At 71.8% G+C, this 23,826-nt stretch carries 23 protein-coding genes; 9 read left to right on the top strand and 14 right to left on the bottom strand.

Annotation, left to right across the window (positions count from 1 at the left end; genetic code table 11):
• Positions 1–26 precede the first annotated feature (26 nt).
• On the bottom strand, positions 27–413 hold the full coding sequence (locus SACE_RS16560; protein ID WP_009942330.1) for a DUF5313 family protein: 387 nt from the start codon (positions 411–413) through the stop codon (positions 27–29).
• Between the two features lie 197 nt (positions 414–610).
• On the opposite strand from SACE_RS16560, the gene SACE_RS16555 reads away from it, so the two are divergent.
• The gene (locus SACE_RS16555) at positions 611–1,930 is read left to right on the top strand and encodes an MFS transporter (protein ID WP_009942331.1); all 1,320 of its coding nucleotides are present in this window, start codon (positions 611–613) and stop codon (positions 1,928–1,930) included.
• Positions 1,931–1,973: 43 nt separating this feature from the next.
• Here SACE_RS16555 and SACE_RS39745 read toward each other — a convergent pair whose 3' ends face one another.
• The gene (locus SACE_RS39745; RefSeq protein WP_009942332.1) at positions 1,974–2,108 is read right to left on the bottom strand and encodes a hypothetical protein; all 135 of its coding nucleotides are present in this window, start codon (positions 2,106–2,108) and stop codon (positions 1,974–1,976) included.
• Between the two features lie 304 nt (positions 2,109–2,412).
• On the opposite strand from SACE_RS39745, the gene SACE_RS16550 reads away from it, so the two are divergent.
• Positions 2,413–3,738, top strand: a complete 1,326-nt coding sequence (locus SACE_RS16550) for an NAD-binding protein (RefSeq protein WP_009942333.1) — start codon at positions 2,413–2,415, stop codon at positions 3,736–3,738.
• Between the two features lie 204 nt (positions 3,739–3,942).
• The gene (locus SACE_RS16545; protein ID WP_009942334.1) at positions 3,943–4,818 is read left to right on the top strand and encodes a hypothetical protein; all 876 of its coding nucleotides are present in this window, start codon (positions 3,943–3,945) and stop codon (positions 4,816–4,818) included.
• Positions 4,819–4,898: 80 nt separating this feature from the next.
• Here the strand turns inward: SACE_RS16545 and SACE_RS16540 are convergent, their stop codons facing one another.
• Together SACE_RS16540 and SACE_RS16535 are read right to left on the bottom strand one after the other, a co-directional pair.
• Positions 4,899–6,068, bottom strand: a complete 1,170-nt coding sequence (locus tag SACE_RS16540; protein WP_009942336.1) for a fumarylacetoacetate hydrolase family protein — start codon at positions 6,066–6,068, stop codon at positions 4,899–4,901.
• Between the two features lie 88 nt (positions 6,069–6,156).
• Complete coding sequence (locus SACE_RS16535; protein ID WP_009942338.1) at positions 6,157–7,809, bottom strand: long-chain-fatty-acid--CoA ligase; 1,653 nt, start codon at positions 7,807–7,809, stop codon at positions 6,157–6,159.
• Between the two features lie 179 nt (positions 7,810–7,988).
• On the opposite strand from SACE_RS16535, the gene SACE_RS16530 reads away from it, so the two are divergent.
• A complete protein-coding gene (locus SACE_RS16530) occupies positions 7,989–8,789 on the top strand; it encodes an SDR family oxidoreductase (RefSeq protein ID WP_009942340.1) in 801 nt (266 codons plus the stop codon).
• 76 nt (positions 8,790–8,865) lie between these two features.
• On the top strand, positions 8,866–9,630 hold the full coding sequence (locus tag SACE_RS16525) for a TetR/AcrR family transcriptional regulator (protein ID WP_011874024.1): 765 nt from the start codon (positions 8,866–8,868) through the stop codon (positions 9,628–9,630).
• A gap of 36 nt (positions 9,631–9,666) precedes the next feature.
• On the opposite strand, the gene SACE_RS16520 is transcribed toward SACE_RS16525, so the two are convergent.
• On the bottom strand, positions 9,667–10,683 hold the full coding sequence (locus SACE_RS16520) for an NADP-dependent oxidoreductase (protein WP_009942342.1): 1,017 nt from the start codon (positions 10,681–10,683) through the stop codon (positions 9,667–9,669).
• A 150-nt stretch (positions 10,684–10,833) separates the two neighbouring features.
• On the opposite strand from SACE_RS16520, the gene SACE_RS16515 reads away from it, so the two are divergent.
• Both SACE_RS16515 and SACE_RS16510 read left to right on the top strand, forming a co-directional pair.
• Positions 10,834–11,478, top strand: coding sequence for a TetR/AcrR family transcriptional regulator (locus SACE_RS16515; RefSeq protein WP_011874023.1), 645 nt, complete (start codon positions 10,834–10,836; stop codon positions 11,476–11,478).
• Between the two features lie 82 nt (positions 11,479–11,560).
• The gene (locus SACE_RS16510; protein ID WP_009942345.1) at positions 11,561–12,511 is read left to right on the top strand and encodes a threo-3-hydroxy-L-aspartate ammonia-lyase; all 951 of its coding nucleotides are present in this window, start codon (positions 11,561–11,563) and stop codon (positions 12,509–12,511) included.
• Positions 12,512–12,639: 128 nt separating this feature from the next.
• Here the strand turns inward: SACE_RS16510 and SACE_RS16505 are convergent, their stop codons facing one another.
• Together SACE_RS16505 and SACE_RS16500 are read right to left on the bottom strand one after the other, a co-directional pair.
• Positions 12,640–14,064 (bottom strand): amidase, encoded by a 1,425-nt coding sequence (locus SACE_RS16505; protein WP_009942346.1) that lies wholly within the window; start codon positions 14,062–14,064, stop codon positions 12,640–12,642.
• A gap of 117 nt (positions 14,065–14,181) precedes the next feature.
• The gene (locus SACE_RS16500; protein WP_009942347.1) at positions 14,182–14,838 is read right to left on the bottom strand and encodes a GNAT family N-acetyltransferase; all 657 of its coding nucleotides are present in this window, start codon (positions 14,836–14,838) and stop codon (positions 14,182–14,184) included.
• Between the two features lie 36 nt (positions 14,839–14,874).
• On the opposite strand from SACE_RS16500, the gene SACE_RS16495 reads away from it, so the two are divergent.
• Positions 14,875–15,390, top strand: coding sequence for a hypothetical protein (locus SACE_RS16495; RefSeq protein WP_009942348.1), 516 nt, complete (start codon positions 14,875–14,877; stop codon positions 15,388–15,390).
• A gap of 72 nt (positions 15,391–15,462) precedes the next feature.
• Here SACE_RS16495 and SACE_RS16490 read toward each other — a convergent pair whose 3' ends face one another.
• From SACE_RS16490 to ligD, 6 genes are all read right to left on the bottom strand, one after another.
• Positions 15,463–17,268 (bottom strand): acetyl/propionyl/methylcrotonyl-CoA carboxylase subunit alpha, encoded by a 1,806-nt coding sequence (locus SACE_RS16490; protein ID WP_044547405.1) that lies wholly within the window; start codon positions 17,266–17,268, stop codon positions 15,463–15,465.
• Between the two features lie 36 nt (positions 17,269–17,304).
• Positions 17,305–17,553 carry an acyl-CoA carboxylase epsilon subunit gene (locus SACE_RS16485; protein WP_009949580.1) on the bottom strand — a complete coding sequence of 83 codons (249 nt, stop codon included), beginning with the start codon at positions 17,551–17,553 and terminating at the stop codon, positions 17,305–17,307.
• 55 nt (positions 17,554–17,608) lie between these two features.
• Complete coding sequence (locus SACE_RS16480) at positions 17,609–19,249, bottom strand: acyl-CoA carboxylase subunit beta (RefSeq protein ID WP_009949581.1); 1,641 nt, start codon at positions 19,247–19,249, stop codon at positions 17,609–17,611.
• Between the two features lie 187 nt (positions 19,250–19,436).
• Positions 19,437–20,651: a TetR/AcrR family transcriptional regulator gene (locus SACE_RS16475; RefSeq protein WP_009949582.1), complete on the bottom strand. Its 1,215-nt coding sequence runs from the start codon at positions 20,649–20,651 to the stop codon at positions 19,437–19,439.
• 115 nt (positions 20,652–20,766) lie between these two features.
• Entirely contained in the window at positions 20,767–21,120 is a 354-nt protein-coding gene (locus tag SACE_RS16470) for a hypothetical protein (protein ID WP_009949584.1), read from the bottom strand.
• 14 nt (positions 21,121–21,134) lie between these two features.
• Positions 21,135–22,013 (bottom strand): non-homologous end-joining DNA ligase, encoded by an 879-nt coding sequence (ligD, locus tag SACE_RS16465; protein WP_009949585.1) that lies wholly within the window; start codon positions 22,011–22,013, stop codon positions 21,135–21,137.
• Positions 22,014–22,213: 200 nt separating this feature from the next.
• Here ligD and SACE_RS16460 point away from each other — a divergent pair, with 200 nt between their 5' ends.
• On the top strand, positions 22,214–23,011 hold the full coding sequence (locus SACE_RS16460) for an exodeoxyribonuclease III (protein WP_009949586.1): 798 nt from the start codon (positions 22,214–22,216) through the stop codon (positions 23,009–23,011).
• Here the strand turns inward: SACE_RS16460 and SACE_RS16455 are convergent, their stop codons facing one another.
• On the bottom strand, positions 23,012–23,716 hold the full coding sequence (locus SACE_RS16455; protein ID WP_009949587.1) for a hypothetical protein: 705 nt from the start codon (positions 23,714–23,716) through the stop codon (positions 23,012–23,014). It lies immediately after the preceding gene.
• Positions 23,717–23,826 lie beyond the last annotated feature (110 nt).

Genomic DNA, 23,826 nt, shown 5'->3' with positions numbered 1-23,826 from the left:
ACGGGTGCCGGGAAACGGCCACCTGCTCACTCCCACCACGGGTGGTATCCGACGCCGTGGCGCTCGGCCCGGCGCACGTCCCGGTTCAGCGTCCGGGTCTGCCGCCCGATGCCCGGCGGGTAGCCGTGCTTGATCACCCGGTGCTCGGCCATCTCCACCGCGAAGCACAACGAGTAGAACAGTCCGACCATCAGCCCCAGCGCGATCGAGGTCAGCCGGATCCACAGCGGACCGGGGAGCAGCAGCACGAGCGCGCAGAACGGCAGCATCTGGGTGAGCGCGCGGGCGACGTGGCGCAGCAGCCACGTCCGGCAGGTGACGTCGTGCAGCACCCACTCGGCATACCGGTCCGGCAGCCGGCCGCCGAACGCGTACCAGACCCACTGCGCGGGATTGGGCCGGCGGCTCGCCATCCCTCCAGGCTAGTCGCCGCGAACGCGGTTGAGACCGCCCGTTCGACCTTCGCATCCCGGGCGACCTCCGGCGCTCTTCGGCGGACGCGGCCATTGACACGCCTGTAACCCGTCCTTACATTCCCTACATTCGCGATAAGAACAAGTGTGCGTAATGCGAACACAGTGATCGGGTCCTCGGCTACCCAGGAGCGGACATGGCAGTACAGGCCCAGAACGGCAGCACGAACCACCCGGCGGTCCGGAAACGACGCGTCAGGATCCGCTACGTGGTCCTCGCGGTCCTGTTCGTCAGCACGGCGATCAACTACCTGGACCGGACCAACCTGTCGGTCGCGGCACCGCACATCCAGCACGACCTGGGGCTCAGCGCCACCGAGCTGGGCGTGATCCTCTCGGCGTTCTCGTGGGGCTACGCGTTCCTGCAGATCCCCGGCGGCTGGCTGCTGGACCGGATCGGGCCGCGGCTGGCCTTCGGCTGGGCCCTGGTGCTGTGGTCGCTCGCCACGGTGGCGACCGCGCTGGCCCGCGGGTTCGGTTCGCTGTTCGCGGTCCGCGCGAGCCTGGGGGTACTCGAGGCCCCCGCCTTCCCGGCCAACGGACGCCTGGCAGCGTCCTGGTTCCCCAGCTCCGAGCGGGGTCGCGCCACCGCGATCTACACCGCGGGCGAGTACGTCGGGCTGGCGCTGGCCGTGCCCGTGCTGTCGATGCTGGTCGTGGCGTTCGGCTGGCAGTCGGTCTTCGTGGTCACCGGCGTGGCGGGCCTGGTCTGGGCCGTGGTGTGGTTCCGCCAGATCCGCAACACCCCGCAGGAGGACCCGCGGGTCGACGACGACGAACTGGCCCACATCGAGGAGCGGCACCTGGGGCGGGCCAACGTGGTGCCGAGCTCGGCCAAGCTCAACTGGGCCGACCTGCGCTACCTGCTGACCAGGAAGCGGCTGTGGGGCATCTACCTGGGCCAGTTCGCGATCAACAGCGCGATGTTCTTCTTCCTGACCTGGTTCCCCAGCTACCTCACCCAGTCGAGGGGACTGGAGCTGATGGAGGCCGGCTTCTACGCCTCGATCCCCTACCTGGCCGCCCTGGCCGGCGTGCTGCTCGGCGGCTGGTGGTCGGACTCGATGCTGCGCCGCGGCGTCTCGGTCAACGTCGCGCGCAAGACGCCGATCATCACCGGGCTGTTCCTGGCGACCGTCATCGTCGCGGCCAACTACGTCGACGACGTCGGACTGATCGTGGCGATCATGTCCGTGGCGTTCTTCGCCCAGGGCATGGCCGCCATCTCCTGGCTGCTGCCGCCGGAGATCGCACCGTCGCGGATGGTGGGACTCACCGGCGGGGTGTTCAACTTCGTCGGCAACCTCGGCGGCGCGAGCACCCCGATCGTCATCGGCATGATCGTCGACGCGACCGGGTCGTTCGCCGGCGGACTGGTGTTCATGAGCTGCGTCGCGCTGATGGGCGCGCTCAGCTACGTCTTCCTGGTCGACAAGGTGGAGCGGCTGGAGGGCTGAACGAGCGGAGTGGACACGCCGCCGGGCGGCGTGTCCACTGTGCTCAGTGCGAGCGGGCGCGCCGGACCAGGCCGGCCAGCGACGCCTTGAGCTCGGTGGCACCGCCCTCGACCAGGTCGGTGAACATGATGGCACCCATGATCAGCACGAAGAACAGAGCAACGACAACGACGAACACGATCTTCTCACCCCTTCACCCCCTTGATCGCGCGTTACCGGAAATCCGTTACAACGCAACAGGAAAGTGAGCCGCGTCTCGTCGCCGCGCGGCGGCTGCCGCGGCGGGCGGCGATCAGCTTGGCGGATCGCCCAACCGGGAGCGGCCAACGGTAGCTGTTCGCACAATGCCGCCCGCCGCGAGCGCTGCCTAGGGTCATCGCAACGCCGAGACCCAGGAGGACACCGCCCATGGCCGTCGATTCCCCGACCCGCCACCGCCGCGGGCGCGCCGCCTCCGTCCGGCCGGTCGACGGGGTCGCCTGATGCGCCTGCTGCTGATCGGTGAGGACGACCTCGCCGACTCCGTCGCCGAGCACGCCGTCCGCTGGGGTGCGGAGCTGAGCCGGCTCGGCTCGCCCACCGCGGTCGACCTCGCCGACGCGCTGGCCGGCGAGGTCGACGTCGTGGTGATCGTGTCGCGCGACGACATCCGCGTGCTGCGCTACGCGCTGATGGTCGAGCACGCCAGGCCCGGCGTCGCCCTGCTGGTCACCCTGTTCGACCGGACCGTGGCGGGCGAGGTCGTCCGGTCGGTGCCCAACTGCAAGGTGATCGGGATGACCGAGGCGCTGGTGCCCGCCCTGCTCGGCCCGTGCATCGCCGACGAACTGGTCAGCCTCACCTCGACCGCGTCCGGGCGCTATGTCGGCGTGACACGCACGCCGGTGGGGCTGTCCGCGGCGCCGCTGAGCAAGCACGAGATCGACGGCAGGCGCCCGGTCCGCAACTGGGTCCACGCCCAGCTCCGGCCGTTGGAGGGCACGACCCGCTCCCTGCTCGCCGGCCTGGCGGGACTGCTACTGGTGTTCCTGCTCGACACCGTGCTCGGCGTGCTGGTGCTGCACGAGCCCGGGGTGACCGCCGCGTGGAACGCGGCCAAGACGCTGACGACGGTCTCGGCCAGCGAAGCCGCCGAACACGCCCCCGCCTGGTACCACGCGCTGTCGACGCTGACCCTTCTGTGCGTGCTGGGTTTCTCGGCGCTGTTCACCGCGGGCCTGGTCGACCGGATGACCTCGGGGCGCTTCACCGGCATCGTCGGCGCCCGCGCCGTTCCGCGCCGTGGCCACGTCATCGTCGTCGGGCTCGGCCAGGTCGGTACGCGGCTGTGCACGGAGCTCCAGCGGCTGGGCATCGGCGTGGTGGCGGTGGAGCGCGACCGGTCGGCGCCGTGCGTGCCGCTGGCCAGGTCGCTCGACATCCCGGTCATGTTCGGGCGGGGCGGCGACCGCTTCCTGCTGCGCAAGCTGTCGTTGCGCCGCGCCAGGGCGATCGTGGCGGTGTCCTCGGACGTGCTGGAGAACATCGCCGTGGCGGTGGCGGCCCGCGCGGTCGCGCCCGACCAGCGGATCGTGCTGCGCGCCGGGGGCGACGACGACGTCACCTCGGAGTCGCAGTCGCTGTTCCGCATCGGTACCGCCTGCGACGTGAACCTGATCGGCGGATCGTTCATCGCCGCCACCGCGCTGGGACTCGCGCCCCTGACCACCTTCACCTCGGGCCACGACGTCCACGCCCTGCTGGCCGACGGCGCGGTGGTCGACACCCGCGAGTGGGCCCGCCCCGGCGTGCCCGCGCCCGCGCACTGATCCTCACTCGGGACTTCCCTGATGCCGGAATTGCCCTGAACCGCGTTCTGCGGCGATCTCGGCTTGCTACGATGTGTGCCCGACTGGTCACCTGGAGGGGCCATGAGCAGGCGCGGGCGCAGGGTTCGGGTTGCGGGGGCCGGTCGGCGGACGCCGTCGCGGAACCACGGGAAGTGGTGGGCGATCGGCGCAACGGTCGCCACCGTGGTCGTGATTCCACTGGTGATCGCGCTGGTGAGTGCGCAGTACGGCGCGTGGGTGACCTTCGAGCGGGCCCCGGAGCAGGAAGTCCTCGCGCAGGAATCCGTCAAGCGGCACGAGGATGCCCAGCTGGAGACCGAACCTCCGGTGGTGGCACGTGTCGAGCAGCTGTGGGACGTCAACGGCGACGGGTGGAACTGGGTGTTCGAGAAGGCCCTGTCCCCCGCCGAAATCGCCGAGGCGGGACGCATCTCGGCGCAGTTGGAGAGCGCCGACATCGGCAACGGCCCCACCAGTCAGGAAGAGACCGCCGCCGAGCAGATGTCCGCGCTGGGTGGTCGGCGCTTCCTCTCCGCGTGCATTCCCGACTGCGGTAGCGCCACCAGGTACAAGGTGGTGCTGACCGGGCATCGCCGCGAGACCGTGTCCGTGGTCGGGATGCGGGCCCGCGTGCTGGAACGGCTGCCCGTGCCCGACGGCACCATGCTCTACGCCGGCACCCAGGGCGGTGAACCGTTGGAGCGCGTGATGGTCGACCTCGACGCCGACGGCGCCGTGCGCACCTTCGACGAGGAGAGCCAGACGAGCACGCCTTACCTGCACAGCCACAACCTCACCCTGGCGAAGGACGAGCAGGAAGGCTTCGAGCTGACCGCGGTCACCAGCCGCTGCTGGTGCAAGTGGGAGCTCGTGGTCACCACCGAGTACCGAGGGCAGCAGGACGAGGTCGTGGTGCGCAGCGACGGCACCGCGAGCGGCGCACCGTTCGAGACGGTGAGCGCCGATGCGCCGCGGTTCGGCGAGATCGTCGACGGCGAGCAGCGCGGAGGCGAGTTCTCCTACGACTACATGGGGAACTGGCTGCCCATGGACGGCTGACCTCGTAGCCCCCGGACGCTTGGCCGCTCACCGCCGGGTGCCAGCGCCCGCCGCGCGCGCCGGTCAGCCGCCGGCGCCGGTCAGCCCAGCAGTCCGCGCGCGGCCAGGTTCGTCATCAGCGAGCCGATACCGAACGTCCACTCCGGACACTTCTCGGCGTGGTTGACGCGGTTGGCCAGCGTGCCCAGGCGGGGCGAGGAGATCCGGACGACGTCGCCGAGGTGGTGGGTGAAGCCCGCGCCCTCGGCATCGCGGTCCTCGGTGGGCGCGAACAGCGTGCCGGTGTAGAGCATGATGCCGTCCGGGTACTGGTGGTGGCGCCCGACCGTCGCGGCGACCAGCTCGAGCACGTCGCGGCTGATCTCGCGCATCGAGCTCAGCGCGTCCAGCACGAACCCGTCCTCGCCGACGACCTCCAGGCGCACGTCGGTGCGGCGCACGTCGTCGAGGCCGAAGCCGTCGTCGAACAGCCGCAGGAACGGCCCCAGCGCGGCGGAGGCGTTGTTGTCCTTGGCCTTGGGCAGCAGCAGCGCGCTGCGGCCCTCGACGTCGCGCAGGTTCACGTCGTTGCCCAGCGTCGCCCCGGTGATCCGCCCGTCGGACCGGACCGCGAGCACCAGCTCGGGTTCGGGGTTGTTCCACCGCGAGTCCTCGGCCACGCCGACCTCGGCGCCGGTGCCGACCGCGGCCAGCACCGGTGCCTTGGTGAAGACCTCCGGGTCCGGCCCGAGCCCGACCTCGAGGTACTGCGACCACAGGCCGTCGCGGACCATCCACTCCTTCACCGCCGCCGCCTCGGGCGAGCCGGGGTCGACCACGGCCAGCGTGCCGCCCATCGCGGCCTCGACCTGCGCCCGGATCAGCGCGGACCGGTCGGGATCGCCCGCCGCGCGTTCCTCGATGACCCGCTCGAGCATGCTGCGCACGAAGGTCACCCCGGCCGCCTTGATCACCTGCAGGTCCGCGGGTGCGAGCAGGTGCGGGCCCGTGCGGTCGCCCAGGGTGTTGTCCAGGACCTCGGCCAGCGGCCAGCTCTTGCGCGCCTGCGCGGTGCGCGCCAGCTCCGCCGGGTCTTCGGACTCCAGCAGCTGCGACAGGGTCGGCGCGGCACCGGAGATGTCGAGCAGCTCGTCACCGGCGACCACGACGACGCTAGGCCCCTGCTCGTCGGGATCGTGCACGCGGCCCACCAGCAGGGCGGTCCGCCAGTCGGCGGGCAGGACGTCGAACGGGTTGTTGACCAGGGACACCGCTCACCTCGCAGAGATCCGGCCGTAGGCGCTCCGACTAATCTCTACCACGCCGGGCGGCGGGCCGAACAGGTTCCGGGATACCGGTTCAGCGTGCACGCAGCTGCCTGCGCAGCAGCTTGCCCGTCGCGGTCTTGGGCAACTCCTCCAGGACCTCCACCTGGCGCGGGTACTTGTACGCGGCCATCCGGCGCCTGCAGAAGTCCACGAGTTCCTCCGGACTCGCGGTCAGCCCCGGCCGCAGGCTGACGAAACCCTTGACCATCTCGCCCCGGTACTCGTCGGGAACGCCGACCACGGCCGCCTCGCGCACCGCCTCGTGCTCGTAGAGCACGTCCTCGACCTCGCGTGGCCAGACCTTGTAGCCGCCGGTGTTGATCTGGTCCTTCTTGCGGTCCACCAGGTAGAACCAGCCGACATGGTCCATGTACCCGACATCGCCGGTGTGCAGCCAGCCGCCGGGCAGGGCGCCCGCGGTCTCCTCCGGCTTGTTCCAGTAGCCCGCGACGACCTGCGGCCCGCGCACCACGACCTCGCCGATCCGCCCCGCGGGCAGGTCGGCCCCGTCGTCGCCGACGATCCGGGCGACCGTGCTGTACATGGGCACCCCGATCGACAGCGCGCCCGACTCCGGGTCGACGGGTGCCTCGCCGTGCAGCGGAACGGCGTGCGTGGGCGCGGTCGTCTCGGTGAGCCCGTAGATGTTGTGGATGTAGTGCCCGAAGCGCTCCTGGAACGCCCTCGTGGTGCTCGGCGGGATCGGAGCCCCGCCGGAGTAGACGCGGGTGAGCGAGCTCAGGTCCGCGCTCGTCGCCTCGGGCGCGTTCATCAGGGCGATGAAGACGGTGATGGAGCCGATGGTGAAGGTCGGCCGGTGCTCCCGGATGAGGTCGACGGCCGCGTTCGGCTCGAAGCGGCAGAACAGCACCAGCGGCGCGGTGGTCAGCAGCGCCAGGGCCGCGTGCGCGACCATCCCGGTGATGTGGAACAGCGGCGCGACACCGAAGACCACGTCGGACTCGCCGATGCCGACCCAGTCCCGCACGGCGCGGGCGTTGAACACGAGGTTGCGGTGGGTGTTCATCGCGCCCTTCGGCGGCCCGGTGGTGCCGGAGGTGTAGGTCAGCACCGCAACGTCGTCGGGGCCGAGCTCGACCGCGGGCGGACGCCGTCCCCGGAAGCGCTCGATGAGCGCGGACATGTCCTCGGCACCCTCGCACCGGATGCGCCGCACGTCCCCGAGGACGCGCGGGTCGTCGCGGGACTGGTGCTCCAGCTCGGAGGTCGTCATCACCAGCTCCACGTCGGTCTCGCCGAGGACCGGGCCGGCGACCGGGCCGTGCAGCGACTCCAGGCAGACCAGCGCCCGCGCGCCGGAATCGCGCAGCAGCAGGGAAAGCTCGCGCTGCTTGTTCATCGGGTTGATCGCGACCGCGACGCAGCCGGCCTTCCAGGTGCCGAGCAGCGCGACGAGGAACTGCGGGACGTTCTGCAGGAACAGGGCCACCCGGTCGCCCCGCCGGATGCCCCGGTCCAGCAGCCCGCAGGCGAACGCGTCCGACAGCTCGTCCAGTTCGGACCTGGAAAGCACTCCGTCGAAGTACTTCACCGCCGGCCGGTCCGGTGCCGCGCGCACCGACGCCGCGAACATCTCCAGCGCGTTGGCGAACTCCGGCTCGATGTCGTGCGGCTGCCCCGCGTCGTATCGGGCCAGCCATGGGCGCTCGTCGTAGACGCTCATCCGCTCTCCGTCGCTCTGCGGGGCCTCGGCGGCCCACGGCCCGGATGCGAACCCACACTAGTGAGCAAAGTTGCGAAGTCAACCATTCGGCTGACCGCGAGCGGGCCCGAACCGAGTCGCCACCCCCACTGCGCAATGGGACAGTGAGGACAAAACGCCGAACCGGCTTCGGGGGTGCCATGGAGACCGTCGCAGTCACCGGAGGCACAGGACATCTCGGGCGCGAGCTCGTCGAGTTGCTCAGGCCGAAGTACCGGGTGCGGGTGCTGACCCGCCGTCCGGGCGCCGAAGACGACGTGCAGTGGGTGCAGGGCGATCTGGCCACCGGCGAAGGCGTTGCCGAACTGGTCGCCGACGCGCGGGTCGTGCTGCACGCGGCCACCATGTCGCCCGCCGCGCAGCGGGGTTACCTGCTGCCCGCCGACTTCTGGCGCAGTCCGCCCGACGTCGACGTCGACGGCACGGCCCGGTTGCTGGAGGCCGCGACCGACGCCGGGGTCGGGCACTTCGCCTACATCTCCATCGTCGGCGTCGACCGCCCGGTCGGGCCGTACCTGCGGCTCAAGCACACCGCGGAGGAACTGGTCAGCGTCGCCGACGTGCCGTGGTCGATCATGCGCTCCACCCAGTTCCACTGGCTGCTCGACCGGATGCTCGGCAAGGCGACCCGGCTGCCGGTGCTGCCGCTGCCGACCTCGCTGCCGACGCAGCCGGTCGACGCCCGCGACTTCGCCGAGTACGTCGTCGAATGCCTCGCGGAGGGCCCGGGCGGGCACCGCACCGACTTCGGCGGTCCCGAGGTGCTGACCTTCGCCGAGGTCGTCGAGCAGTGGCAGCGCGCCCGGCACCGCTCCAGGAAGGTGGTCACCGTGCCCGCTCCCCGCAGGCTGACCCGGATCGCCACCCACATCACGTGTCCGGACGGACGCCGGGGCAAGACCACCTGGGCGGAATGGCTGCGGACCCACCCCGCCGAGTGACGACCGCGCCGCACTTCGGGCGCCGGCCACTCCCGCCGTAGCATGTACCGGACGTTGTTCGGCGATGGGTGGACCGATGGCGACGGAGTACAGCGGCGGCGGTGATCCCGCCCGCAGCCTGGCCCTGCTGTGGCGGAGCCGGCAGCGGGGCGGGCGCCGGGGGCGGTCGGACCTCGACGCCGACCGGATCGTGGCCGCCGCGATCGAGCTCGCCGACGCCGAGGGCATCGCGGCGCTGTCGATGCGGCGGGTCGCCGAGCGGCTCGGCGTCGGCACGATGTCGCTCTACACCTACGTGCCCGGCAAGGCCGAGCTGCTCGACGCCATGCTCGACACCGTCTACGGCGAGACCGCGCGCCCCGAGGCCGACGGCGACTGGCGCGGCAGGCTGGAGCGGATCGCGCGCGAGAACTGGGCGCTCTACCACCGGCACCCGTGGATGCTGCAGGTCGCGACCGGTCGCGCGGTGCTGGGGCCCAACGTCATCGCCAAGTACGACTACGAGCTGGGCGCGGTGGCCGGGCTGGGGCTGTCCGAGGTCGAGATGGACTCGATGCTCAGCCTCGTGCTGGGGCACGTGGAGGGCGCGGCCCGGCGTTCGGTGGAGGCGGCGCAGACCGAGCAGCGGACCGGGGTCAGCGACGAGCAGTGGTGGCACGCGCACGCTCCCCTGCTCAACCGGATCATGGATCCGGCGCGCTTCCCCACCGCGGCCAGGGTCGGCTCCGCGGCGGGCGAGGCGCACGGTTCGGCGCAGGACCCCGAGCACACCTTCGAGTTCGGGTTGCAGCGCATCCTCGACGGCATCGACGCGTTCGTGCGCGCCAGACGGACCGAGTAGGTTCCCCGCCCCGCGCCGGGGGCGGGGAACCGGCGCTCAGCTCCGGTCGGCGATCTTCACCAGCGTCTTGCCGGTGTTCTCACCGCGCATCATGCCCAGCAGCGCCTCGGGCGCGTTGCGCAGTCCTTCGTAGACGGTCTCGGTGTAGTGGATCCTGCCCTCGCGCAGCCACTGGCCGACCTCGGCCAGGAACTGGTCCCGCAGGTGGGCGTGGTCGATGACGATGAACCCGCGCAGCGTGAGCCGCTTCTGCACCAGCATCGTCATGTTGCGGGGACCGGGCTGCGGCTCGGAGTTGTTGTACTGCGAGATCATCCCGCACTCGGCGACCCGGCCGAAGTCGTTGAGCACCGAGATCGCGGCCTCCAGGTGCTCGCCGCCCACGTTGTCGAAGTAGACGTCGATGCCGTCGGGCGCGGCGGCCTTGAGCTGGTCGTAGACCGGGCCGTCCTTGTAGTTGAACGCGGCGTCGAAGCCGAGCTCCTCGGTGATGTAGCGGACCTTCTCCGCGCTGCCCGCGCTGCCGATCACCCGGGAGGCGCCCTTGAGCTTGGCGATCTGGCCGGCCACCGCGCCGACCGCGCCCGCGGCACCGGAGACGAAGACGACGTCGCCCTCCTTGACGGAAGCGATCTCCACCAGGCCGACGTAGGCGGTCATCCCGATCATGCCCAGCACGCCGAGGTAGGCGTTGAGCGGGGCCGCGTCGGGATCGACCTTCAGCGTGCGCTTGCCGTCGACGACCGCGTACTCGCGCCAGCCCTGCCAGTGCACCACGAGGTCGCCCGGCTGCACGCCCTCGGCGCGGGAGGACACGACCTCGCCGAGCGCGCCGCCGGTCATCGGCTCGCCGACCTCGAACGGCTCGACGTAGGACTTGCCCGCGTTCATCCGGCCCCGCATCGACGGGTCGACGCTCATCACGAGGTTGCGGACCAGCACCTGCCCCTCGGCGGGCTCGCCGACCTCGACCTCGGCGAACTCGAAGGTCTCATCGGTCGGCCATCCCTTGGGACGGGCGGCCAGGCGGACCTCCAGGCTCTTGTACGACATGATCGCTCCTTCGCGGCTGTGCGGTTGCCGTCCCCGACGATACATAAAGTGTCAGCGACTGACATATGGCGGCCAGTGTCTTAGGTCATCGTGTGCCGCTCGTCATCGAGTGACCAATGACGTCCACTGCCGTCCGGCACAATGAACGCCATGAGCGTCCCCGCCGAGCAGGTCGGCCTCCGCGCCCGCAAGAAGCAGCGCACCAGGTCAGCGCTGATCGACGCCGGGGTGGACCTCTTCCTGGAGAACGGCTACGACACCACCACCATCGACGAGATCGCCGCGCAGGTCGACATCTCGCCCCGGACGTGCTTCCGCTACTTCGCGGGCAAGGAGGACATCGCGCTGGCCAAGGCCGCCGCGTTCGACGAACTGGTGGTCGAGGCGCTGCGGGCGCGTCCGTCCCGGGAGGCGCCGCTGGCCGCCCTCCGGCACGCGGTGCTCGCGATGGTGCGCGACTCGGCGACGAGCGAGGGGGTCCGGCGCTTCCTGCGGATCCAGCACCTGATCAACAAGACGCCCGCGCTGCTGGCGGGCAACCTGCGCCGGACCGCGGCCACCGAGGAGCGGCTGACCACCGAGATCGCCGAGCGCGAGGGTGTCGACCCCGCCGCGGACATGCGCCCGCGGATCCTCGTAGGCGTCGTCTACGCCGCGCTGCGGATCGGCATGGAGGCCATGTGCGCGGACCCGAGCCGGGAGCTGGACCGCATGGTCGAACTGGTCGAGCGCGCGATCGACCTGGCCACGGCCGGGCTGCCGGAGAGCTGGGGCCCGGACAACCGGACCTGGTGACCCCGCCCGGGGCCTGTGCCGACGGCATCCCGCGGAATACAGTGGTGCATCGGCGATCACACGGGGGTGCTCGGTGAGCGATGTGCTGACCTTCGACGACGTCAAGGCGGCGGCGGAACGGCTGCGCGGGGTCGCGCACCGGACACCGGTGCTGACCTCCAGGACCCTCGACGAACGGCTCGGCGCTCAGGTGCTGCTCAAGGCCGAGAACTTCCAGCGGGTGGGTGCGTTCAAGTTCCGCGGCGCCTACAACGCGATCTCCCGGCTCGACTCCGCCCGGCTCGAACGGGGAGTCGCGGCGTACTCGTCGGGCAACCACGCGCAGGCCGTCGCACTGGCCGCACGGCTGGCGGGCACGACGGCGACGATCGTCATGCCCCACGACGCCCCGGTCGCCAAGGCCGAGGCGACCGCCGGGTACGGCGCCCGGATCGTCCGCTACGACCGCTACTCGCAGGACCGCAGGCAGATCGCCGAGCAGCTCGCCGCCGAGCACGGGCTGACGGTGGTCCCGCCCTACGACCACCACGACGTGATGGCGGGCCAGGGCACCACTGCGCTGGAATTGGTCGAGGAGGCCGGACAGCTCGACGCGCTCGTGGTGCCGGTGGGCGGCGGCGGTCTCATCTCCGGCTGCGCGACCGCCGTGCGCGCGCTGAGTCCGGCGACGAGGGTGATCGGGGTCGAGCCCGAGGCCGGTGACGACGTGCGGCGGTCGCTGTCGGCCGGCCACCGGGTCGAGATCCCGGTGCCCCGCACGATCGCCGACGGTCAGGCGATCACCGCACCCGGCGAGCTGACGTTCGAGGTCGTGCGGCGCCTGGTCGACGAGGTCGTGCTGGTCTCCGACGACGAGATCCGCGCGGCGATGCGGCTGCTGTTCGAACGCCTGAAGATCGTCGTCGAGCCCAGCGGCGCGACCGCTCTGGCTGCGCTGCTCGCCGGGCGCGCACCCGCGCGCGGCCGGGTGGGCGTCGTGCTCTCCGGCGGCAACGTCGACCTGCGGCGGTTCAGCGAGCTGCTCGACGGCTGACGCCAGCCGTCCGAAGTGGACCTCCAGCCCGTCGAGCCGGCGCTGGAGACGGCCCGATCGACGTCGAACTCGCCGAGCCGGCGCGGCATCGGACGACGTCGCCGAAGCGGTGCGCCGCGAGGCGGCCGTCAGCCCGCGGTCCTGCTGCCGACGGGTGACGGCCAGGGACGCTGCGGCGGGCGGATCCGCTCGTGCAGGCTCGCCAGCCGCAGCACCCCGACGTCGTCGAACCGGCGTCCCGCGATCTGCAGGCCGATGGGCAGCCCGTCGGGGGTGTATCCGCAGTTGACCGAGACCGCGGGCTGGCCTGACATGTTGAACGGCACGGTGAAGGCGATGTGCTCCATGGGCAGCCGCGAGTCACCGGTCGGATACGCCTGCTCGGCGGGGAAGGCCGGGATCGGGGCGACCGGAGAGAGCAGGAAGTCCAGGCCGCGCACCGCCCGGTTGGCCGAGGCCGAGATCGCGTCCATCTGGCTGAAACCGTGGAAGACCTGCGCCGCGGAGGCATCCCGCGCACCCGCCGCCCACGCCGCGATGTCGGGCAGGACGTGGGCGCGGCGCTGCTCCGGCAGGGCGCTGATGTCGTTCCACGCGCGGTAGCGCCAGAAGAGGTCGAGGCCGTCGAGCATCTCCCTGGTCAGGATCGGCGCGAGCGGCTCGACCACCGCGCCCGCGGCCTCGAACCGCTCCGCGGCTGCCCGCACCGCGTCGGTGACGGCCGGCTCGACGGGGAGCCCGGCGCCGCCGTCGAGCAGCAGGCCGATGCGCAGGCCCCGGGCGTCGCCGTCCAGCGCCGCCCAGTCGATGTCGGCGGGCGGCAGCGCGGTGTGGTCGCGCTCGTCGGGCGCAGCCAGCACGGAGGCCAGCAGCGCGGTGTCGGCGACAGTGCGGGTCATCGGGCCCACGACCCGGCCGATGTAGGGCGGGTCGACCGGGATGCGGCCGAAGCTCGGTTTGAGCCCGACGATCCCGCACCAGCCCGCCGGCAGCCGGATGGAACCGCCGATGTCGGTGCCCACGTGCAGCGGCCCGTAGCCGGCGGCGGCCGCCGCGCCCGCGCCTGCGCTCGAGCCCCCCGGGGTTCGGTCGGGGTTCCATGGGTTGCGGGCGAGGTGGTGGAAGCTGGAGGCGCCGGAGGAGAGCATGCCGTAGTCGGGCATCGTGGTCTTGCCCAGGATCACCGCGCCGCTCTCGCGCAGCCGGGCGGCGGCGGGTGCGTCCTCGGCGGCCGGGACCCGCTCGGTCGCGGCGGTGCCGAGCGGGACGGGGACGCCCCTGGTTGCGATGTTCTCCTTGATCGTCACCGGCACGCCGTCGACCGGCCCGTCCGGCTCTCCCCTGCCCCACCGCCGCTCCGATTCGCGCGCGGCCGCGCGGGCGCCGTCGGGGTCCAGGGCGTAGGTCGCGCACAGCAGCGGCTCGCACGCCTGCACGCGGTCGAGCACCGACTCCACGACCTCGACGGGTGAGAGCGTGCGTGTGCGGTAGCCGGCGACCAGGTCGACGGCGGGGAGATCGGCGAGTTCGGTGGACCGGCTGTGCTCGTTCATGCGACCTCCACGTCCCGGGTGGCGTTCGTGCGAGTGTCGATCAGCCGCCGCGGCCGGCGGCAGCGACACAGTGTCGCCGAACCGGGCGGGACCGGCACATCCCGTCCCTTGACATCCTCACCCGGCCGCCGGTACCGGGTCGACGGGCAGCCGGCTGTAGAGCATCGAGTCCCGCCGGCCGTCCGTCCCTCGCAGGTGCGAGCGCAGGCGGCCCTCGCAGACGAAGCCGCACCGCGCGGCGAGGCTCCGGGACGCCGTGTTGGAAGGGGAGGTGGTCAGTTCCACGCGGGCCGGCCCGAGGGTTTCGAAGGCCCACGCGACGAACAGGTTCACCCCGGCTGCCGCCAGCCCCCGCCCACGCCCGTCGGCGTGCATCCAGTACCCGAGCGTGCCCGACTCGTGCTGCCAGTCGAGACCGGTGAGTCCGAGCAACCCGATCGCCGGGCCGTCGGTGACGACCGCGGCCGTCACCCCGGCGCGGTCGCGGCGCGCGGTTTCGAAGCGCTCCAGCCGGGCTCGGGCGTGCTCCTCGGTGAACGGCAGCACCGGGTCCAGCAGCGTTCCGACGATCACCGGATCGTTGAACGCCTCGACCAGGCGCGGGATGTCGGACTCGCGCCACTCCCCGCAACGACACCGCGTCGCCGTCGATCCGCGGCAGTGGCAGCGGTTGACCAGCCATGGACGCAGAGTAGCGATGGCTGGGGCGGACCAGCACACGATCGGGTCGGCGCACGGTTGCCGGTACCGGGCGAAGCCGACCGGGGCCACCATGGTGCCCAACCGGACTTCGCGCAGAACGGAGCTCGAATGCTGTACGGCTACATCTTCGAACGCGTCGGCGTCCTCCTCCGCGACATGCACTTCGAGAACACCAGCGCCGGCGCGAAGGACGAGGGGCCGGAGCGCGGCGTCCGGCTCGAGCTGCGGATCCGCGAGCGCCAGGACTGGCAGGGCACCGAGTTCGCCGCCCAGCGCGTCGTGATCGACCGCCCGGTGTGGCGTGCCGACATCTTCGTGGCCGTCGGCTCGCCGCCGGAGTCCTTCGACCGGGCCCACTACCACTCGCGGTTCGAGGGCACCGAGCCCGTGCGGCGGGAGTGGAGCGACCGGCTCACCGCGAGCCCGTTCGAGTGGCTGCGCGATGAGCTGTCCGACCTCGCCGGCCTGCTCGATCGGGCCGGGGTCGCCGACGACGGCATCCGCGATGCCGACGCGGCCGAGCTGCGCAGGGCCGCGCCGGAGATCGCCGAGAAGGCGCGGGCCGTCTTCGACGAGGTGCACCGCGGCGAGCTGGTGAGCGAGGTGAACCGCCCGTTCGTCTGAACGAGCGGTCCACGTTCGGCCGCACCGGAGCGGGGCGAGCCGCCTATGCCCGCGCGGCTCGCGCCCGCCTGCTCAGTCCTTGAGTTCGCAGAGGGTGCTCCCCTGGGTGAGGGTGGCGCCGGGCTGGGCGGTCAGTCCGGTGACGGTGCCGTCCTTGTGCGCCAGCACCGGGTTCTCCATCTTCATCGCCTCCAGCACCGCGATCTCGTCCCCCGCGCTGACCCGGTCGCCCTCGGCCACCACCAGCTTGACCAGCGTGCCCTGCATCGGCGCGGTCACCGCATCCCCCGACGAGCCCGCACCACCACCGCCGGCCGACCGCCGCCGCGGCCGCCCCGCACCCCCGGCCGGCGCCGCCGCGGGCGTGAGATCAGCCGGCAGCGACACCTCCAACCGACGACCACCGACCTCGACCACCACCGTCCGCCGCCCCACCCCCGCCTCGGCCTCGCTCGCACCGTCGAACGGCGGCAGCGTGTTGTCGAACTCGGTCTCGATCCACCGCGTGTGCACCCCGAACCCGTCCTCGGCGGTGAACGCCGGATCGGCCACCACCGCCCGGTGGAACGGCAACACCGTGGCCAGCCCCTCCACCCGCATCTCGGCCAGCACCCGCCGCGACCGCGCCAACGCCTGCGCCCGATCCCGCCCCCACACGATCACCTTGGCCAACAACGAGTCGAACTGCCCCCCGATCACACTCCCGGACTCCACCCCCGCATCCACCCGCACCCCCGGACCCGACGGCACCACGAACCGCCGCACCGTGCCCGGCGCCGGCAGGAAATCCCGCCCCGGATCCTCCCCGTTGATCCGGAACTCGATCGCATGCCCCACCGGCACCGGATCCTCCCGCAACCACAACCGCTCACCCGCCGCGATCCGCAACTGCTCGACCACCAGATCCAGCCCCGTGGTCTCCTCCGACACCGGATGCTCCACCTGCAACCGCGTGTTGACCTCCAAAAACGAGATCGTCCCGTCCGCACCCACCAAGAACTCCACCGTCCCGGCACCGGCATAACCCGCCCGCGCACAGATCTCCCGCGCCGCGGTATGGATCCGCTCCCGCTGCTCCTCGCTCAAAAACGGCGCCGGAGCCTCCTCCACCAACTTCTGATGCCGCCGCTGCAACGAACAATCCCGCGTCCCCACCACCACCACACCACCATGGCGATCCGCCAGCACCTGAGCCTCCACATGCCGCGGCCGGTCCAGATACCGCTCCACGAAACACTCACCCCGACCGAACGCCGCCTCGGCCTCCCGCACCGCCGACTCGAACAACCCCGGAATCTCCTCCAGGCTGCGCGCCACCTTCAACCCCCGGCCCCCACCACCGAACGCCGCCTTGATCGCCACCGGCAACCCGTGCTCCTCAGCGAACGCCACCACCTCATCAGCACCCGACGCCGGCTCCTCGGTCCCCGGCACCAACGGCGCCCCCACCTCCAACGCGATCCGCCGCGCGGTCACCTTGTCCCCCAACACCCGGATCGCCTCCGGCGACGGACCCACCCACACCAGACCCGCATCCAGCACCGCCTGCGCGAAATCCGCGTTCTCCGACAAGAACCCATAACCCGGATGCACCGCATCCGCCCCTGAGCGCTGCGCCGCATCGATCACCTTGCCGATGTCCAGATACGACTCCGCCGCCGTCGACCCACCCAACCCGAACGCCTCATCGGCCAACCGCACGAACACCGCATCCACATCCGGCTCCGCATACACCGCCACACTGCCCACCCCCACATCCCGGCAAGCCCGGATCACCCGCACCGCGATCTCACCCCGATTCGCCACCAACACCTTCTTGATGGCACCGGAGATGACGGTGTTGTCCACAGTGGTCTCGGCAATGCGTTCTGCGGTCATCTCGACCAGGGCTCCTAGCTCGCGCGGGGAATTGCTTTACAGGGGAAGGGCGGAGGTGCGCCACGCCGCCGGGCCGGGCCGCAGCGGCCTGCGGCCGGCGGGATGGCGCAGGGCCGCCGACCGGTCGGCCCACAACGACCAACCGGTGGGCTCGGGCTCTGTCTGCGCCGCGGCCGCCGCGGCGCTCACCGCGGCCAGCGCCGCGGTGAGCGCCGCCAGCTCGACGTCGTCGGGCTCGCCGCGCACGATCCGCAGCACCGGCCGCTCGGACTCATCGCTGTGCACTGTGTCCTCCTAGACCCCCGGTGTCGCAGGGGGCGTTCACAGGGGATCGGTGGTGTCAGAGGGGGATGTTGCCGTGCTTCTTGGCCGGCAGCGCCTCGCGCTTGTCGGCCAGCATCCGCAACGCCCGCGCCACGTGACCCCGGGTGTGGGAGGGCGGGATCACCGAGTCCACGTACCCGCGCTCGGCGGCCACGTACGGGTTGCACAGGGTGTCCTCGTACTCCTGCTGGAGCCGCGCCCGCAGCGCCTCCACGTCCTCACCGCGCTCGGCGGCCTCGGCGAGCTGGCGCCGGTACAGGATGTTGGCGGCGCCCTGCGCGCCCATCACCGCGATCTGCGCGGTCGGCCACGCCAGGTTGATGTCGGCACCGAGGTGCTTGGAGCCCATCACGTCGTAGGCGCCGCCGTAGGCCTTGCGCGTGATCACGGTGACCAGCGGCACCGTGGCCTCGGCGTAGGCGTAGAGCAGCTTGGCGCCCCGGCGGATGATGCCGTTCCACTCCTGCCCGGTGCCGGGCAGGAAGCCCGGGACGTCCACGAGCGTCAGCACGGGAATGTTGAAGGCGTCGCAGAACCGCACGAACCGAGCGGCCTTCTCGCTGGCGTCGATGTCCAGCGTGCCCGCGAGCTGCATGGGCTGGTTGGCCACCACGCCCACGCTGGCTCCCTCGATCCGGCCGAACCCGCACAGCATGTTCGGCGCGAACAGCGCCGAGACCTCCAGGAACTCGCCCTCGTCGACGAGCCTGGTGATGACCTCGCGCATGTCGTAGGGCTGGTTCGGCGAGTCCGGGACCAGCGCGTCCAGCTCCAGGTCGGCATCGCCGACACCGTCGGCGACCGAACCCTCCTCCACCTCGGCGCCGGGGAAGACCGGCGAGGAGGACAGGTTGTTCGACGGCAGGAACGACAGCAGCTCCTTGACGTAGGAGATCGCGTCGTCCTCGTCGGTGGCCAGGTAGTGGGCGTTGCCGGAGCGCTCGTTGTGCGTGCGCGCCCCGCCGAGGTCCTCGAACGAGACGTCCTCGCCGGTGACCGTCTTGATGACGTCCGGGCCGGTGATGAACATGTGCGAGGTCTGGTCGACCATCACGGTGAAGTCGGTGATCGCGGGCGAGTAGACCGCACCGCCCGCGCACGGCCCCATGATCAGCGAGATCTGCGGGATGACCCCCGAGGCGTGGGTGTTGCGCTTGAAGATCTCGGCGTAGAGCCCGAGCGCGGCCACGCCCTCCTGGATGCGCGCCCCGCCCGAGTCGTTGATGCCCACCAGCGGGCAGCCGGTCTTCATCGCCAGGTCCATGACCTTGACGATCTTCTCGCCGAACACCTCGCCCAGCGACCCGCCGAACACGGTGAAGTCCTGGGAGAACACGCAGACCCGGCGGCCGTCGACGGTGCCCCAGCCGGTCACCACCCCGTCGCCGTAGGGGCGGTCGGCGTCCATGCCGAAGTTCGTCGACCGGTGGCGGGCGTGCTCGTCGAGCTCCACGAAGGAACCCTCGTCGAGCAGCATGTCGATGCGCTCCCGGGCGGTCCGCTTGCCCTTGGCGTGCTGCTTGGCGACCGCGCGCTCCGAACCCGCGTGCACGGCCTCGTGGTTGCGCCGGTAGAGGTCGGCCAGCTTGCCCGCGGTGGTGTGGATGTCCGGTGCCTCCGCCGGCGGCACCCCGACAGGTTCGGTCGCACTGCTCATCGCTGCGGTTTCTCCTGGCTCGTTGCGGATGATCGGCGAAGCCGCACCGGCGGCGCACCCCGCCAGCAGCGGGCGGACCGATGGGCCTGCAGGCGGACGCTAGCGCACGCCCTCAGCAGCGTCAACCGGGATGTGACGCCGTGGTAGCCCTCCCGAGCACCGCTAAAGCCGCGCCCCCACGCACTTGCTACCCATAAGTGAATGCCCGATAGGCATCGGTGCGGAACATCAGGGCGCTGCCGACGCGCGCGACCGCGTCGGGGTCGCGCACCGTCCCCGTGCGCGCCATGTCGTTGGCGGCGGTCAGCGCCGCCTGCACCAGCACCCGCGCAGGGACGCGGTCGAGATCGGGCCGCACCCGGCACAGCAGCGCCACCCACTCCGCGACGTAGTCGTGCTGGGTCTGGCGCGCCCGGTGCCGCTCGGCGTCGGGCAGGTGCCCGACCTCGGTGACCAGGATGTCGATGAACCGGCCGTGGTCGTAGGCGAAGGTGATGTAGGAGTGCAGGAGCTCGCGCAACGCCTCCTCGGCGTCGCCGGTGGCGGTCAGGGTGCGTTCGAGCTCGATCTCCAGCCAGGCGCAGCCGCGGGCGATCACCGCCCCCAGCAGCTCCTGCTTGCTGGCGAAGTGGCTGTAGACGCTCGGGCCCGCGATGCCCGCGGCGGCACCGATGTCGTCGGTGGTCACCGCGGTGAAGCCGTTGTCGGCGAAGAGCCGGGTCGCCGCCGACAGCAGCACGGCCCGCCGGGACGCGCGCCTGGCCAGCAGCGGGGACGTCGCGGGCTCGGCGGTGCGCCGCGACGCCAGAGCCATGGGCTGCTGGTCGGTGACCACCGCGACCATGTTGCGCAGCAGCCCCTCGAACTCCGCCCTGGGCAGCTCGACCTGGTGGTAGGACGGGCTGGTCAGGGCGCTGAACAGGCACCAGCCCCGGAACCGGGCGTCCTCCTCGGCCAGTCCGGGCCTGCGCACCCGCGCCAGGTCGGCCAGCCCGCCCGCCACCGCGCGCAGCTCGCCCTTGAGCTTCTCGCGCTCGGCGGCGGGCAGGTGCCGCGCCTCGCGCTGCCACAGCACGCCCAGCCTGCGGTGGTCCAGGGCGGCGGTCGCCAGCTCGGCCACCAGCGCGTCGAGGTCGTCGGTCCCGACGCGGCCGAGGATCTCGCCGAACGGGCGCAACTCCTCCAGCACCACCTCGGTCAGCAGCCGCTGCTTGCTGGCGAAGTGCCGGTAGAGCGCGGAGGGCCCGACGCCGACGGCCTCGGCGATGTCACTCATGCCGACCCGCGGGTAGCCACGGGCGTGGAAAAGCTCCGACGCGGCGGCCACGATCTGCGTCCTGCGGTTGCGCGGCCGGGTGTTGCGCACCGCGCCCGCGGCCCCCTTGCTGCCTGCTGCGGCCATTCCCACCCTTTCCGGCACAGCGCGCTCCGGCGGTCGTGCGCGGCGGCGCCCACCGCCCGCCATTCCGGACAGCTTACGAGGCGCCGCACGCACGACGTGCCGGCCCGGTGGGCGGCTACTCCTCGGTCGCCCCGTCGGAGACCTCCTGCTCGGCCCGTTGGTCGATGCTCTCGTCGAGCTCGTGCATCCGGCTCTCGGCCAGCGGCGGCTCCACCGAGCCCGGGCCCTCCGGTTCCTCCGAGCGCAACCGCTCGTCGATCGAGTCGCCCTCGCGCTGCTCCCTCGGCGTCGGCCTGCCCTCGGCGACCGGCGACCAGCCCTCGGCCGGTTCCACGCCGCTCTCCAGCGGGTCGACGCCGAGCTCGTCCTCGTCCAGGTCGGGCGCGGACTGCAGGTTGGCCGGGTCGGCCGGCTCCTGCGTCGGGGCCTCGTCCGGTGACGGCGTGGTGGCGTCGAGTGGGTCCGACATGCTCGCTCCTTCCTTCACACCGCCGCGTGGCGGTCGATCCTGGCCCACGGGTCCGCCTTCCTGGCCAGCCGGCGCGTCATGTTGGCCAGGCCGTGGCGGTTCGGCGTCGCGCGGCTGATCTCGGCGAGGTCGATCGGGGTCGCAGCCGGGGCCCCCGGTCGTGCTCGCAGCGAGTAGGGCGCGATCATCGTCTGCCCGTAGGCGTTGCGGTTGATGTCCAGGAAAACGCGGTCGCCGCGCTTGTCCTTGCGCTGCTGGGTGGTCAGCCGCTCGTCCTCCTGCGCCGCCCGGTCGGCGATCTCGGCCATGTGGGCGCGGACGTCGTCGAAGTCCCTCCGCGCGTCCAGCGGCGCCACCACGTGGAAGCCCTTGCCCCCGGTGGCCTGGACGAACGGATCCAGTCCGGCGTCGCGGAACCGGTCGCACATGTCCTTGGTGATCGAGCGCAGGTCGGCGATGCCGGTCGACTCGGGCGGGTCCAGGTCGACCACGGCCAGCACCGGGTGCTCCAGGTCGTCCGCAGTGGACAGCGCGACGTGGAACTCCAGGCATGCCTGGTTGGCCAGGTACACCAGCGTGGCCGCGTCGTCGGCGACGACGTGGTGAACCGAGTCGTCGGCGCCGCGCTGCGGCACCGAAACGACGCGGATCCAGTCCGGGAAGTGCTCCGAGGCCTCCTTCTGGAAGAAACCGCCGGAGCCGATGCCATCCGGGAACCGCCGCAGCGTCAACGGTTTCCCCCGCACGTGCGGCAGCATCACCGGCGCCACCGCGCGGTAGTGGCAGACGACGTCGCGCTTGGTGAAACCGTCGTCGGGGTACATGACCTTGTCCCCTTTGGACAGCTCCACCGACCTGCCGTCGATGTCGAGCGTCTCGGAGTTCGCGGTCATCCGAACACCCCTCCGCCTCGTCCGTGTAGCTCCACCCGGAGCCGATCGAGGTTCCGCGGACCCACCGTCGCACCTGGGCACGGGCCCGCCGGGCCACATCCGCCCCGGCCGCAGTTCCTGGTCACCTCAACCGCGTACCCGAACCCCCAGCGGCCCAACCACGACGGCGCCACGCGGGTGGCCTGTGCCACGCTTCCGGCATGCGGATCGCCACCTGGAACCTCAACTCCGTCACGGCCCGGCTGCCGAGGCTGCTGGAGTGGCTGTCGGCGGCCTCGCCGGACGTGTTGTGCGTGCAGGAGCTCAAATGCTCCTCGGACATGTTCCCGGTGGCCGAGGTCTCCGCGCTCGGCTACGAGGTCGCCGCCTACGGCACCGGGCGGTGGAACGGGGTCGGCGTGCTGTCGCGCGTCGGCCTCGACGAGGTCCGGCGCGGACTGCCCGGTGAACCCGGCTACCTGCCCGAAGGCGCGATGTTCGAGGTGAACGAACCTCGCGCCATCGGCGTGAGCTGCGCCGGGGTGCGGCTGTGGTCGGTGTACGTGCCCAACGGCCGCTACGTCGGCCACCCGCACTACGACTACAAGCTCCGCTTCCTGGAAGCGCTGCGCGACACCGTCGCCGCCGAACGCGATCACGGCCGGGCGTTCGCGGTCCTCGGGGACTTCAACATCGCGCCGGCCGACGACGACGTGTGGGACATCAGCGCGTTCGCCGAGAGCACGCACGTCACCGAGCCCGAGCGGTCGGCGCTGGCGGACCTGCGCGCGGCGGGGCTCGCCGACGTCTACCCGCGCGCCCTGAAGTACGACGTCCCGTTCACCTACTGGGACTACCGCGCCGGGGCGTTCCCGAAGAACATGGGCATGCGGATCGACCTGGCCTACGGCGACCCCCGGTTCACCGGCGCGGTGTCGGACTCCTACGTCGACCGGGAGGCCCGCAAGGGCAAGGGCGCCTCCGACCACGCGCCCCTGGTGATCGACCTGGACCTCTGATCACTCCTGCTCGCCGGTCCCGGTCGTCGCGTGGTGGTAGTAGCCGAGGACGCCACCGGCACCGTGCAGCGCGAAGCCCGCGTCCGGGTTCGCGGGTTCGCCCGCGAGCGCGATGACGCGCCGGAGGTGGACGTCGACCAGTTCGTCCAGCGCGCGCCAGCGCGCGGCGGGCGGGCGACCGGCGGACCTGGCGGCGTTGTCATCGAAGTCGGACTCGGAGTCGAAGTCGGCCTCGGACCGGGTGAGCGCCTCGCGCAGCTCCCGCACGGCGGTCCGGAACTGCTCGGGCTCGCCGGGCGCGAGCCCGTCGGACCGGTCGAGCAGCAGCCGGACCATGTAGAACGTGTCGTCCACGTGGTTGGCCAGCCACTTGCGCCTGCGGTAGATGCCGCCCAGCGCGGGCCAGCGCTTGCGCGCGGCCTGCCTGGAGCGGCCGGTGACCGCGCTGAGGTCGGCCAGGCTCGCGCCGAGCCACACCGCGTCGGCGACCGCCACCTCCACTCCGCGCAGCGCGGCCTCCGACACCAGCCCCTCCACGGCCAGCGCGGCGCGCACCCCGGCCAGCGCCTCGCGGCGGAGCCGCTGGTCGTCGCCGCGGTCCTCGAGCATCGCGCCGGGGTCGTCGACCTCCACCCCGGTGCGCACCACCGCGGTGAGGTCCTGGACCAGTTCGTCGGCGCGTCCCGTCGCGTTCGCGGTATCCATCCGCCCACTCCCCCTACTGTAAACCTGCGGTTCACATTAGCGCTGTAAACCTCGGGTTCACAACCCGGTTCCCGGGACTGTGCGCCGTGGTTCTCACTAGGCTGGGATCA

Source organism: Saccharopolyspora erythraea NRRL 2338 (genome assembly GCF_000062885.1).
In the GTDB taxonomy this organism is placed as follows: Bacteria; Actinomycetota; Actinomycetes; order Mycobacteriales; family Pseudonocardiaceae; genus Saccharopolyspora_D; species Saccharopolyspora_D erythraea.
This window is presented reverse-complemented; position numbering and strand designations above follow the sequence as displayed.